The sequence below is a fragment of the Corynebacterium maris DSM 45190 genome (genome assembly GCF_000442645.1).
Lineage (GTDB): Bacteria > Actinomycetota > Actinomycetes > Mycobacteriales > Mycobacteriaceae > Corynebacterium > Corynebacterium maris.
The window spans coordinates 580,319-594,149 of record NC_021915.1 but is presented as its reverse complement, the minus strand read 5'-3'; the positions used below and the strand labels follow the sequence as shown (position 1 = coordinate 594,149).

Annotated in this window: 10 protein-coding genes; all 10 read right to left on the bottom strand. The window is 68.5% G+C overall.

The annotated features are described in order from the left end of the window. Positions 1-110 precede the first annotated feature (110 nt). Positions 111-1,115, bottom strand: coding sequence for a type VII secretion-associated protein (locus B841_RS02830; RefSeq protein ID WP_084481956.1), 1,005 nt, complete (start codon positions 1,113-1,115; stop codon positions 111-113). Next, complete coding sequence (locus B841_RS02825; protein WP_020933972.1) at positions 1,112-4,504, bottom strand: type VII secretion protein EccC; 3,393 nt, start codon at positions 4,502-4,504, stop codon at positions 1,112-1,114. The genes B841_RS02830 and B841_RS02825 overlap by 4 nt, the downstream gene beginning before the upstream one ends. 137 nt (positions 4,505-4,641) lie before the next feature. Then, positions 4,642-5,169: a hypothetical protein gene (locus tag B841_RS02820; protein ID WP_020933971.1), complete on the bottom strand. Its 528-nt coding sequence runs from the start codon at positions 5,167-5,169 to the stop codon at positions 4,642-4,644. An 85-nt stretch (positions 5,170-5,254) separates the two neighbouring features. Then, on the bottom strand, positions 5,255-5,386 hold the full coding sequence (locus B841_RS14170) for a hypothetical protein (RefSeq protein WP_281168162.1): 132 nt from the start codon (positions 5,384-5,386) through the stop codon (positions 5,255-5,257). 122 nt (positions 5,387-5,508) lie between these two features. Continuing rightward, on the bottom strand, positions 5,509-6,339 hold the full coding sequence (locus B841_RS02810) for a hypothetical protein (RefSeq protein WP_020933969.1): 831 nt from the start codon (positions 6,337-6,339) through the stop codon (positions 5,509-5,511). A 2-nt stretch (positions 6,340-6,341) separates the two neighbouring features. Next, positions 6,342-7,433 carry a hypothetical protein gene (locus B841_RS02805; RefSeq protein ID WP_020933968.1) on the bottom strand — a complete coding sequence of 364 codons (1,092 nt, stop codon included), beginning with the start codon at positions 7,431-7,433 and terminating at the stop codon, positions 6,342-6,344. A gap of 1,531 nt (positions 7,434-8,964) precedes the next feature. Continuing rightward, the gene (locus tag B841_RS02800; RefSeq protein WP_020933967.1) at positions 8,965-11,376 is read right to left on the bottom strand and encodes an AAA family ATPase; all 2,412 of its coding nucleotides are present in this window, start codon (positions 11,374-11,376) and stop codon (positions 8,965-8,967) included. 312 nt (positions 11,377-11,688) lie between these two features. Then, the gene (locus B841_RS13825) at positions 11,689-11,859 is read right to left on the bottom strand and encodes a hypothetical protein (protein ID WP_156844678.1); all 171 of its coding nucleotides are present in this window, start codon (positions 11,857-11,859) and stop codon (positions 11,689-11,691) included. Further along, positions 11,856-12,080, bottom strand: coding sequence for a hypothetical protein (locus tag B841_RS02795; RefSeq protein WP_020933966.1), 225 nt, complete (start codon positions 12,078-12,080; stop codon positions 11,856-11,858). The genes B841_RS13825 and B841_RS02795 overlap by 4 nt, the downstream gene beginning before the upstream one ends. A 285-nt stretch (positions 12,081-12,365) precedes the next feature. Then, positions 12,366-13,829, bottom strand: a complete 1,464-nt coding sequence (locus B841_RS13280) for a recombinase family protein (protein ID WP_020933965.1) — start codon at positions 13,827-13,829, stop codon at positions 12,366-12,368. Between the last annotated feature and the right edge of the window lie 2 nt (positions 13,830-13,831).

The window sequence follows — 13,831 nt, the reverse complement described above, 5'->3', positions numbered from 1 at the left end:
ATGGGTGGTCCCCCTCAATACGTGGTTGTGTGTCCGTCGCCCCACCCGGTGTGACTGGCGGGGCGACGTCCCCCGGTGAAAAGAAGGCGTCGTGCACCTTCTCACCACCTTTAGACTTCTTCCGGAGCCCCGGGGTTCCCCGGTTCCGGAAAATCTTCCGCCGGCCCCTCCACCCGGAACGACGCCTGCGCCAGCTCGCAGATCTCGCGCTGCTCCGGGGAGGCCGCCCAGCGGGTGTGGCACCCCACGCTGAGTTGGGAGTCGCCGACGACCCAGGTCTGCCACCTCACTTCCGAACCGTCGCCGGGGCGTTCCACGTAACTCAGGCGCCCGCCTCCGTTGACCGGCTCCTGCAGGGTGGGGTCGGCGTCGATCTGGGCGCGCAGCCCCTGCAGCAGGGACTCCGCCCCGGCCTCCGGGACGGGGTCTGCGGCGGTATGGATGCGCAGGTCGGGGTCCGGCCCGGTGAACACGGTGGTCTCGGCCTGGTCGGTGATGCGGTAGCCCCGCGGGGTGTCCATGGCCAACCCGTCCTGGCGGTGCGTGACCACGGGGTCGGGAGTCGGCGTCGGGGCGGCGCTGGTGGTCGGCGCCGGTGGCGGGGTGGAGGCGGCCGCGGAGGTGGTCGGCGCAGCGGTGCTGGTGGAGGGGGAGGGCGTGGCGGCCCCGCCGGCGGAGCGGGCCGCCATCACGCCCAGCGGCAGCGCCAGCAGCACAGCCGCGCCCGCGAGCACGACGGCGGGCATTCGTCTGCGGGTGGTGCGGGTGAGCCGGTGACGCCCGCGCACCGGCGCGGCGGGCGGGGGCGCGTCCGCCTCTGCCGTGGCGGCGCCGTCGTTGTCGGCGTCGTCGTCGAGGAGGAAACCGCGGGCGCTGAGAGCCCGGCGCAGCTCCGGGTCGATGTCGTCGTCGGCCTCCAGCTCGACCCGGATCGTCTCACCGCCGGCGGCGTCGGCGGGGCCGGCCAGCTGCCGGATCTGGTCGACGGCGGCGGAAAACGCCCACCCTTCGCTGATGCCGGCGGCCGGAATGTCGTAGCGGTAGACCGTGTCGGTGCCGTCGAAGACGGTGACGGTGTCCAGCACCGTCACGGTCACGGCGTGAGCGGGGCTCATGCGCTCACCTGCGCTACCTGGACCATGCCGACGCTCGTGCCGCGGGTCGCCCAGGTGCCGCGGCCGGCGGGTTGACGGCTGGGTCTGATCCCGAAGATCTGTCCCTCGTCCTTGTCCGCGTCGAGCAGGAGCACGGCGGGTTGTTCATCGCGCAGTGCGTTGAGGAAGCCGCTGTAGAGGGCGCGGCCGATCCCGCCGGATTTCCGGGCCAGCAGGACGTGCAGGCCGATGTCGCGCGCGTGCGGCAGCAGGCCGGCGAGGTCGTGCAGGTCCGCTTCGGCGATCAGGTCGAGGTCGTCGATGACGACGTAGATGTCCGGGCCCTCCCACCAGGAGCGCTCGGCGAGTTGCGCCGGGGTGACGTCGGCGCCGGGCAGTCGGGCGGTGAGGGTGACCGTCGCCGCGGCGAGCGCTTCCTGGGTGGCGGCGGATTGGGCGGCGTAGGCGGCGACCATGTCGTCGTCGAGGGTGCCCAGGTGCGCGCGGCGTTGGTCGACGACCACGAGCCGGGCGCGTCGTCTGCCGAGGTCGCTGATCTGGGCGACGAGGGTGGCCAGCAGCGTGGATTTCCCGGAACCGGAGGAGCCCACGCACACGAGGTGTCCGTCGGTCTCCGGGTCCCAGGCGACGGTCTCCAGCCGGGGCCCGCCGACGGCGAGCGGCAGACCTGGACCGGTGGCCGGTGCGAGCTCCGCGAGAGTGACGGTCTCCGGCAGGACCTTCAGCTTGTCGACGCCGCGTTGTCCCTGCCGGTCGGCCTCGGCGGCGATGAACGCCAGGTCCTGGGTGGCGGTGTAGGCGATCAGCATCTGCCCCGCGTCAACGGTCAGGCCACGGCCGGGGGCCGACGGGAGCTTCTCCTGGGCCTTGCGGTCGATGAGCGAGTCGAGCGCTTCACTGAGTTTGAGCTCCATCCGGTGGGTGATCAGGTCACGGATGGCCGGCCGCAACACGCTCCACCGCGGGGTGCTGACGACCAGGTGGACGCCGGCGCTGGGGCCGTCGGCGGCGATGCGGGTGACGGGGTCGACGAGGTCCTCGAAGTCGGAGCCGCTGGCGGCCAGGGCGTGCCAGCCGTCGATGAGTAAGAAAGTGTGGATCGGCTGGGGCTCATCGACGACGCCGAGCACCTCGTCGACGATGCGGCGGATGCGCTCCGGTTCGGTGCGGTCGGCGACGCCCGCCGTGTGCGGCAGACGCCCCAGGTTGCCCAGTCCGCCGCCGCCGAAGTCGATGACGTAGAAACGCAGCCGCCCAGTGGTGTGGGTGGCGGCCAACGAGGCCGCGATCGTGCGCAGGGCCATGGTCTTGCCCGTCTGGGGGCCGCCGCAGACGGCCACGTGCCCGCCGCCGGAACCTAACTCGAGCACCAGCGGATCCTGCCGCTGGTGGTACGGGTCATCGATGACGCCGACCACGCACGACAACTCCCCCACCGGTTCCGCGACGGCGGCGACGTCGACGCGTTCCGGCAGCGGGTCGAGCCACATGCGGTGGGCCCGTTGCCCGCGCAGGCCCGCGGCCGCCCGGGAGGCCTCGACGACGGCGGCCAGCAGCGTGGTCGACTCGTCGAGGGTCACCGGGATCTCGTCTTCGACGTCGAATTGCTCCCAGCCGGTGTAGTGCTCCACCCGGTGAACCCCGGCCTGCGGGGAATGCTCGACGACCCGGCGCGGCAACGGGCCGGAGACGTACGCCGCCTGGAACCGGGTCAGCTCGTCGACGTCCGTGCGCAGAAAGCCCGCGCCCGGTTGGGCGGGCAGTTTGTGCGCGTCCGTCACTCCCAGGACCTGCCGGGATTCGCCCGCGGAGAAGGTCTTCAGCCCGATGCGGTAGGACAGGTGTGAATCCAGGCCCCGGAGCTTGCCTTCCTCCAGCCGCTGGCTGGCCAGCAGCAGGTGCACGTGCAGCGACCGGCCGAGCCTGCCGACGGCGACGAACAGGTCCGCGAAGTCCGGGTGTTCGGACAGCAGCTCGGAGAATTCGTCGACGATGATCAGCAGCGCCGGCAGCGGCGGCAGGTCTTCGCGCCCGTGTGACCGGGCGGCGGTGTAGTCGGAGACGTTGGCGAAGTTGCCCGCCTCGCGCAGGATTTCTTGGCGCCGGTTCATTTCCCCGCTGATGGCGTCGTACATGCGCTCCACCAGCACGGCCTCGTCCGCCAGGTTGGTGATCACCGCAGAGGTGTGCGGCAAATCTTCGCAGCCGAGGAAGGTGGCGCCGCCCTTGAAGTCGACCAGCACCAGGTTCAGCTCGTCGGGGCTGTGGGTGGCCGCCAGCGCGACCACCAGCGTTTTTAGGAGCTCGGATTTGCCGCTGCCGGTCGCGCCGATGCACAGGCCGTGCGGACCGGAGCCGCCGTGCGCGGACTCCTTCAGGTCCAGCCGCACCGCCGCCCCCTGCGGGGTCACCCCGATGGGCACCGTCAGCCGCGCCGCGGTGCCTTCCCGGCCGCGCCACATCGCCTCCGGGGTGAGCTGTTCGACGTCCGCCACCCCCAGCAGCGTCAGCAGGTCCCCGGAGCCGCCGCCTTCCCCGGGCGCCTCCGGGCGCTGGTAGCGGGTCAGCGCGCGGGCGAGCAGCACCGCCTGTTCGGGGCTCAACGCGTCCGGCACGCCGATGGTCTCCACCCCGGCCTCGGTGTGCACGTCCAACCCCGCCCCGGCGGTCACCGCCAACCCTTCCGTCTCCGCGCGCTGGGCCAGAGCGGTGGCGGGCCGGGAGCCGACGTCGACGACCACCGCCCACGCGTCGTCGTCGATGAAGTCCTCCGTGCCGGTGGTGACCTGGTCGACGACCAGCAACACCGGGTAGGCGGCCTCCTCGGGGGCGCGGGTGTGCGGCAGCCACTTGACCCATTCCCACGCCGGCGCGCCCGGGCCGATCACCTTGAGGCCCACCGTCTCCGGGCCGTGGTGAAACACCAGCTGGGCGACCAGCGCCCGGGCCAGGTCATGGGAGCCCGTGCCGGCCAGCGCCAAGAACCGGAACGCCCGCAACTGCACCGCCACCGGCACCTGTGCGACCGTGTTCACCGCCCGCACCGTCTGCCGCAGGCTGACCGCGCACACCGGGTCGAGGTCTTCCGCCGCCCCCGGGTCCGCGACCTCCACCGGCGTGCACAACGCCGCGTCGCCGAGCCCCAACCGGACCTCCAGGGCGTCCGGGTCCGCGGCGGCGCGCTCCCACAACCGGCGCGAGCCCACCCCCGCGTGCACGTCCGCCGGATCCGGGTGCCGGTGCAACTCGTGGCGCCGCTGCTGGACCGCGTTGGCCAACGCCGTCTCCCGCAACGCGGCGAGGTGGCGCAGATAGGTGCGGCGCGTCTCGTCGACGTCGCCTTCGCTGTGCGGGGGCGCGAACATCATCAGCATCGACATGCCCATCATGAGCGGGATCCAGCGGGTGTAATTATGGGTATCGTAATCCAGGGCGGCAAAATGCCCATGACCAGCATGAACGGGAAATATAAGCGCTACCCCCGTTAACGTAACGGACCCCCGGACGCTGGAGGGGCGGGACTGGGCTATTCCTGGCCCGTGGCCCGTTTCTTGGTGGAGATAGCCAGGGTGGTGACGGCCTGGTTTAAGGCTGTGACCCTATCCTCCAGCTTCATAATGGCCCGGCTGTCACCCGTGTAGGTCTGGTCATGTGCGTGGGCCTTAGCGTGAGACCACGCCTCTAGCCCGGCCCTAGTAAGTTCATGGAATTGGCCCTCAATGAAACCCAGCCGGTCCTCTACCTCCTGGTCCATAGCATGGAGTAGCGCGGACCCGGCTAGCCGCTGTCCGTGGTCCCCCAGCGTGGGGTATGTGCCCACCTTCCTGGTCTCGGGCCGGAGGTCCATAGCTGTGCGATAGTTTTGCCCATGTTCCCGCCAGGTGTCGCCCTGGATGTAGTCCCATAGGGCGATCACTTTCTCATGTTGCACCACTCTGTTGTGGTGCTCCCGCTGGACCTTGGCGGACCACCGGGTGGCCCCCATCGTGATACCCCCACCTATCAGCACACCTACCAAGCCAGCAATAGCTGTAATGAGAGTGTTTGCGTCCATGTCTCGGACCTTACCGACCCCACCGGGGCACATGAGAAAACCCCGGACGCTGGAGGGTCCAACGTCCGGGGGTCCTGGGTCCGGGCTAGCGGCGGTACATGCGGCGGCCTATGTCATCGAGACTGGCCCCGTCATCCGGAGGGCCGGGGCGGTGGGGGTCCGCCGCCATGCCGTCCACGTAGGTGTCATAGACCGCCGCGGCGCTACCGCCGTACATACGCGCGGCCCGCTCCATGAGTTCATCTCGCTCCCGCTCTACCCGGCGCGGGGTCCTGGCCCCGTAGATACGCGCTCCCACCGCGTCCAGTGTCTCATTAGGGTCCCGGTCATCGTTCTGGGTCATGCTGTTTTTCTCTCTCTGTCGCTGTGATACTTACGGCGGTGGGCGGTGCGCCGTTGCTCCGCCAGCCGGAGCCGTTCAACGCGGTGGCGCTCCGCCCGTTGTTCACGCTCTCTGGCCTGTTGTGCCCGCTGGGCGGCCTGGCGGCCCTCCCGTTGCTCCGCCCGCTGTTCACGCTGGCGCTCCCGCTCCGCCCGGCGGGCCTCACGTTCGGCGGCCAGCTGTTTACGCTCCGCGGCCAGTTGTTCCCGGCGGTGTGCCCGCTGTGCGTCCCGCTGGGCGGTCTCCGCGTAGCCACGGAGCGCCCTGGCGGAGCGGGAGACGTAGTGTCCCGGCCTCCCGTCACGCGGATGGATGTACAGGCGCTTAACGGTCCCGCCCGTGTTGGACCGGGTGCCCTCCCCGGTGGGGTCTATCGGGGCCAGCGTCTCCAGTAGCGCCGTGATCTGGTCGGCGTGGGGGAGGCCGGGGCACTCGGACAGGCGGCGGGCCAGGGCGGTGGCGCTAGCGACTTCCTTGGAGGCCAGTTCCTTGACGGCGGCGGCCTTGACCGCCTCCCTGTCCCGGTTATGCCGGGCCAGTTCCTCCCGGCGGTCATCGACGGATAGCGCCGTCCACCGCTCCAGGTCCGCTACGTCCTCACCCTCCGGGCGGTAACCCAGCGATAGGAACAACAGGGCGCGTCGCCAGGTGCCACGGGCATGGGCGGGGAACTGGGCGGGGTCCGGCTCACCCGGCTTTAACAGGTGGTGGGCGTGGGCGGGGTCGAAACGCTCCGCCCGGCCTTTCCACTCCGGAGCGTAAGCGTTATGGAAATTACCGGCGGCCACGGTTAGCTCCGCTGGCCGTGGTCTGCCAGGTACACCGCCAGCGCCTCCGCGGGGGAGGCGTACCCGGCGTGGCGGTGGAGCGGCTTAGTGGCCCTGGGCAGGGTGGCCGGGACGTTATGAGACTGGAGGGAACGGTGGACCTTATCCGCCACGTCCGGGTCCTGCATAAGTGCCCAGGACCGGACGGACTCATAGACGTTAAACCTACGGAGGTACTCGGCGTGGTCCTTACCCAGCGGGTCCGCCAGCGGCTCCAGCTTTCCCTCCCCGGCCAGGACGGTCCCGGCGATATTCTGGCCACCGACACCGAAAGCGCGGGCCACGTTGCCGCGGTAGTCCATCCAGATAGCGGACGGGAGCGGGCCTCCGGTGTTGTGGTACTGGTCCTCCGGCCATGGCTTACCGATATACCGCGCGTCCGCCCGGCTCCCGTCACGGGTCACCGGACGGGAACGGGCCATGGTCTGAAACAGGTTGTCCCAGGCCAGGAACGTGTCCTGTGACCGGTTCATGCCGGTGATCGGAGACCAGGCCGCGGCCAGCTCCCGGTACGCGTCGATATGAGGCGTAGGGGTCCACTCCGCGTTAACCAGCATGGTAATCAGGGCCGGGTCCCCGGCGCGGTCACCATGCTTTCCGCCCTGGCCGGTGAGCAGGTACTCACGGCCCGGCGCGGGGAGGTCCTCCAGGGCGGTGGTGGCCGCGTACGCCATGTTCTCCAGCTCGGACTGGACCACGGCCCGGCTACCGTCTACCAGGGCGGTGGTGGACCAGTCCTCCCGGTCCATCTCCGCTACCAGGGCGGCCTGGGCGGCCTGGCGGGCGGCTTTCAGGCGTGGGGAGTTGTCCGGGTCCGGCGCGGTGATACGGGAGGCCAGGGTGGTGGCTTTCAGGTCTCCGCGGACCCATTTACGCGCGTCCCGGCGGAGGTCATCGAGAGACGGCGCGGCCAGGGCGGTGTCCAGTTCCTGGAGGCGGTCCTGGACGGCGGTGTCCGCGGCGGTCATGTCCTCCAGGCCCGGCGGGGTGACTCCGAGGGCGGCCAGGGCGGTAGCCACCGTGGCGTGGCGGTCCTGGAACGGTGTAGCGGTCATCGTGAGGGGTCCTTACAGGTTGCTCGGCGGGAGCACAATTGACGCTAATTTCCACCCCCTCATTTGTCGATTCGCCTGGCCGGGAGTATAGGGCCGGAATGGGTACTGTCATTGCTGGTAAATGGGTACGGGTACTGTGATTGACGTGGCGCTATCAACTCCCGGCGAGGTAATTGCCTAGCCCCGTTACCCACCCCTATACAGGGGTAGTATGGCTAATGGGACGTGAGGTTAGACACGCCAGTCCGGGCGGCCCGTTTCTCCCCCTGGCCACGGCCCACGGCCACCGCCGTGGGGAGGGCCTCCGAGACCGTCTCCGGCTGGCGGGGGCGCGGTGTACGCTCCCGGCGCGGCCACGGCGCGGTCCAGGACGGCGAAACGGTCCGGCCTGTTTGTAATTTTCGGGACCGGAGGGCCGGTTAGGATTTCCGGCGACATTCACCCGGCGGGCCATGTATGAAACGGCCACTTTATGCACGGGGTCAAGGGTGGGGCGGGGACTACCGACCAGGGTTTTTGTAATCCGAGACACAAGATGGTGAATACCGGTAGGGTAGATGAAAGGTCCGGAGGGGAGGGTACCCCCACCCCGGTCCTGTGACCAGGGGGTATGACAACTGTAATTCATGCATGAATTACGCCCGCGTGCATAGACTCGCGCGGTTTCGCTGTTAACTCTACTCGCCCACAGTCGCCGTCCGCGTCCATGTCGGTGTCCGTGTCGCTGGTCTCCGTCCAGTTCCGCGGCCAGCGTCGCCGCCAACGTCCGCTCACGGCGTGGATGGACTCTTACTCCAGTCGATGGTCCCGGACGCTCTAACGGGCGTGTGGCGCGTCGATGGTCTCCCGGCTCCCGGCTCCGGCGGTGTCGCTGGCCTCCCTGCCACGGCGGTGGTCATCGTCTCCCGGCGGTAGGTCACGGCCTCCCGGCTCACCCGGCGCGGTAGGTCACGGCTCCCCCGGCCCTCCAGGGGTCTCGGATGTGGGCGTGGCTCACGGCGTACGGGGTGGAGCCGGGGCGGGCGGCCAGCTATCGGGGGGGCGGCCAGCGCTCACGGCGGGGGTCCGTTCATTCCCGCCCCGGCCCGTCAATCATCCCCTGGCGGTAGTACTGGCGCTCGATGACGGTGACCAATGAAATGGGCACCCGGCCCCTGTGCTCCCGGCCCTCTCCATTCTTCCCTTATTTACCTAACGTATATAAGGGAAGTGGCGGGGTGGCGGGGTGGCGGACATTGGTAGTGGCCGGGGACATAAGACCAGGCCAGGCGGGGTTTTATGCACGCCCGGCGGACAGTACCCTAAAAGTGTTCCGCCGGTCACAGTTTTTGACCCCTACCCGGTACTGCCTGGGGTTATAGAAAAATGTCCGCCACCTTGCCACCTAATTCCCGCCGCCACTTAGGTGGCAAGGTGGCGGACTACCCCTGAACTGGGAAAACATGGTGGCGGACATGGTGGCAAACTAGCCATTTTCGCCATGTCCGCCACCATGTCCGCCACCTCCGCCAGCGGCTACCGGCGGAGGTTCCTAGGCCCCCGCCGCGGGGTCATTGTCGAACGGGTCCGCCGGGTTAATCGGTTCCCGTCCGGAGGGGCGGAGGACCCCTGTTTTCCCGTTCCCCGTGACGGTCTCCAGGACCCCCTGGGCGGTGAGACTGTCCAGCGCCTCACGGAGCTGGTTACGTCCCACGCCACACTGTGCCGTGATCTGGGAGCGGACCGTTTCCTGTAGGTAGTTCCGAGACGGCCACGCCATGGCTGGGTCCCGGTCCGGTTTCTCCGTCATCATCTGGCGGTGTGCTTTATCCACCTGGCCCTGGACGGCGGGCCATGCCCGGTACGCCAGCTCTAGGCCGCGGTGGGAGGTCTGGAGCGGCTCCGTGGATACGTACCGGCCTCCGTCCAGTCTCACCGTGGCGGAGACCGGGTAAGCGCGGCCCGTGGTCTCCAGGTGGAAACGGTCGGTGGACGTGGGGGTGGCTTCGTTGTCGCCGTCTGGGTAGAACTTCCACACATGGTCAACTACGTCCAGTTTTCCGGAGTCACCGCGCGGCCCGTTGTCCATCCCTCCGGCCTTACTGGAGGCGTGGTCCACTACCAGGTGGGCGCGGACCCCAGCGCGGGCGCATAGCTCCCGGAGTAGCTGGAGGACCCGGCCACCGTCGCGCCATTCATCCAGCCCGGTGGAGCGGATAACGGCGGAAAGCGGGTCCACGATTAAGACCTCCACGTCCTGTGCCTTAATTTTGGCGGCCCATTCCGCTAGCGTCGCCGGGTCCGTGAGGTCGAAACTTGACGGGTTGTCCCGGAGCGTCCAGACCACCCCGTTACTCCACTCCGTGCGGTCCAGGTCCTTGAGCCGGGACTGGAGCATGGCCGGGGCCAGCTCCATGTCAATGAGACCAACGCGCCGGGTGGCCTGGAGTGCGCGGAACTTATCCAGAAACAGGCCGCCGCCGGTCAATGCCTCCAGGACGTTATGGGCTAGCCGTGACTTACCTACCTTGGCGGGAGCGTATAACAGCGTCTGGCCCTCGGCGGACCATAGGCCGTCAATGGTCCACCGCTCCGCGGGCGGGTCCTGTGCCATGAGGTCCGCCAGGGACACGGCCTCCACCGGCTTACGGTCCCCCTCCGCCTGTGAGCGCTCCAGGCGCTTGACCACGCGCTCCGCCTCCCGGCGGGCCATGAGGTCCTGGACGTGTTTAGCCACGTCCGGACGGAGACTCTCCAGGGCCTCCGTGGCCGCTTCCCTCTCCAGCTCCGAGACCGCGGGGTCTAACAGTTCCGCCAGCCGGGCCGGGTCCAGTGTCTGGCCCCCACCGGCGGAGACCTCGGCGGCCTCCAGCGCGGCGGACATGTCCCCGCCGTGTGCCAGGGCGGCGTACGCGGTGAGCTTGCTCATGGTCTTGGAGCCACTCTCTGCCACCACGGCCTCCAGCTCCGGGCCAGGGTTATCCGTCCACAGGTGCATGGGCGGGTTAAGCGGGTCCACGGTAGGGCGGGAGCACCCGTCTACGTGAGTGGTGGCGGACTTAGGACTGGAGTGAGCACCCGGCGCGGTCCAGATAGGACAACCGCAGTTATCCGCCAGGCCGGTCTCCATCCATCCGCCTGTAAGGACCTCGGACCAGGGGGTGACCTGTGACCAGGCGGCCACCTGGTCCTCCATGTCTCCGAGTTCCCCGGCCTCCGCCTTACGCTTACGGTCCTCCCGGCGCTCTACCAGCTCCGCCGCGGTAGCCTCCGCCGTCTCCAGCTCCGCCAGCAGGGGGTCCGGGGCCGTGTTATCGGACCCCACTAACAGGTAGTCCCCCTCCGGACGGCGGGACGGCGGAATAAGGACGTAAGCGTCCCCCGCGTAGATGGAAAAGCCCTCCGAGTGGTCCGGGACAGTCACGGTGACAGTGGCGGAGGCCCCGGCGTACTCCCGGCCCTCCGGGAGCTTAAACCACCAGTGACCCCCGCCCTTATGTGCTCCGTCCGCGGTACCGGGGGTGAGGACGGTGGGGCCGGGGACCTTGGACTCCCCGCCGTAGTGCTCCGCCAGGAATGACCGGAGGGCGGCGACCTCCCCCGGTGTGTCCGCGTCCGCCACCACGTACCCGGAGCCTCCGAGACGGACCGCCCAATTCAGGTGAGCGCCGGGGCCGTAGGGCGTGGGGTGTCCGGCGGGCCGGTGCTCCGCCGGGTCTTTGAGGGCGCGTTCCACGTACTTTTTCAATGTGGCGCGGTCGGTGGTGGCCAGGTGGACCCCGCCGGGACCGTCTTTCTCCCGCTCGGAACGGAGGTCCGCGGGGTATTTCGTTCCCGGCTGGACCAGTAGGGCGGGGAGTCCAGCGTCCGCCAGGGCGCGGGCGTATTTCACCCAGGCGGCGGTGTCCGCTCCAGGGCGCGGCGGTGCTCCGAGTACGGCGGTCAATTCAGTGGCTCCGAACACTTAGACCACCTCCCCGCGGGTGGTGCTGGCCTGGCCGGACGTGAGTTTATGCGATACCATGAGGGGGTATCCTTTCGATACGTTGGAGCGGGTTTCCCTCACTGGCGCGGTGGCCGGTGGGGGAATTTCTCTGTCTGGCGGCGGGAGTTGTGGTCCTCCGGGGGTGCTGGTCATCATTTCGACGGCGCTGGGGGCCGCTGGCCGGGGTGCTCCGCGGCCTTTCGTGCGAGATGGAGGCGGTCTAGTTCCTCCAGCTTTCGCCAGTGAGCGGCGGTCCGGCTACCCAGGCGGGACTCCGGAGATGTGAGGCGCTTAGCCACGGCCACCACCTCCGCGGATGACGGCCACCACGCGGTCTAAGCGCTCCGGCGAAAGTTCCGGGGCCTGGGCGACTACCTGGGCGGCGTAGGCGGAGATACGGGCGGCCAGGCGGTCCTCAGCGGGGGACGCGGGCGGGGCCGGGGTCATCGTGGCGGCGGTCATCGCGCACCACCGGCCTGGAGAATGTCCTGGAGACGGTCCAGGTCCTCCGGCTCCAGCGGCGGGGTGTCCGCCAGGACCTTACGGGCGTAGTTAGCGATACGCGCCACGGCCAGGTTCCGCTCCAGGGCGGAGGTATCGGTATCGGGGTGCCAGCGGCGGGCGGCGGCCAGCTGGCCGGAGGCCAGGCTAATGTCCAGCGTGTGGTCTACGGGTGTAGTCACAGTGATTCCTGTTCACTCTCGGAGTGCCGCGGCCAATACAGGCGGGCGACTCCGTGCGGTGCGACCACTACAGGCGGAAACAGGAACAGGCGTGAACGGGAACGGGTCCGTGGTGCGGGACCAATGTGAGCGTGTCTGACGCTCTGGTTATGAACCCTAAACCCTTAACCAGTTCTAATGCCAGACACGAAAAATGACCTGGGATAATCTCTCGATAATCCCAGGTCATCCGCAGTACCCATATTGGAACATGTGTCAATATTCACCCCTTTACGGGGCTGATAGTCACACTTTCCAGTTGAACTGGATTGACTCCGGCCCGGCGGCCCGGCCCCTGCCCACCGGGAGGATGACAACCTCCACTAACGCGTCCATGACGGCGCGGCGGCGCTCCAGGTCCGCGTCATCCCAGTAGTCCCTGGGGGAGGTCACCCCGTCCAGCTGTGCGAGGACCCCGGAGGTGTCGGCGGCCTCCAGGCGCTCATTAAGCTCCCCCAGCCGGGCCATGAGACCCGCGTTAGCGGCGGTCATCTGCGCCACGGTCATGGTCCCGGCTCCCACGGCCTCCGCCAGGTCCGCCATAGCCTGGCGTACCGTGTCCCGCTCCGCCATAAGCGCGGCGGTGTCCTTACCCTTGGACCGGGCTAGGGCCTGTTGGATGTCGCCTTTCTCCAGCCGGGCCACGATGACCTCCCGGACAGTCCGGTCCGTAAGTTCCATGGCCCGGCCCGTGTGGCTGGCCCCGGCGGGTCCGTGGCTGGAGTGCGAGTACTTGCAGATGTAGACCCCGGCGCGTCCGTGTTTCCGTCGTTGTGTCGCGGCCACCATGGTCCCGTCCACACACCCCTGGCCACCACACTTAAACAGGCCAGACCCTAAGTGTTTGGCTCCCCGGCCCTTTCGCCCGTTCGTCCTCCGCGCCGGGTTATTCAACAGGGCCACCATGGCGTGGTGCTGTGACGGGGTGATGATCGCGGGCCACTGGGCTTTCACGTCCGGGAATAGTTCGCCCTTGTAACTGACTAGGCCCGCGATAGCCGGGGATAGCAACGTGTTTCGGAGCGTGGTGGTCTGCCATAAGTTCCGGCCACCCTCCGCTCCGTCTGACTTACGTATCCGAGACGGGGTTAACAGGCCGCGTTCATTCAACATGGCGGCCTGTGAGCGGACGCTGGACCCGGACAGGACGGCCTCCACGGCCTCACGGAGCGCCGGGGCCTCCACGGGGTCTAGCTCCCGGTGGTCCTTGGAGTAACCGAACTTACGGATACCGCCGGGAGGGCGGCCAGCCGTAGCCCGTTGCCTGGCGGCGGCGGAGATACGCGCGGCCTTAATGTCGCTTTCGTAACTGGAAATGAGCGCGGTGAAACGGGCTATGAACTTACCGCCCGCGGTCTCCAGGTCCGCCTCCCCGCCCTGGACCGTGATTATCCGGACCTTGGACTTTGTGGCGGCGACCAATAGCCGTTCATTGTCCTCCGTGTTCCGGGCTAGACGGTCCACGGCCCATGCCAGCACCACGTCTATCCGGCCCATGGCCATGTCCACCATGAGGGCGGAGAAACCGGGGCGGTCCTTTCCCGTGTACGCCGAAATGTTGTTGTCTTGATGGACGGCCACCACGTCTAGGCCGCGGGCGGCGGCCAGCTCTCGGCACTCGGATATTTGCCGGGCCACGCCCGCGCCGTGCTGGCGGTCCTCTGAAATACGCGCATATATGGCGGCGCGTCCGCCGTGGTCTGTGGTCATGG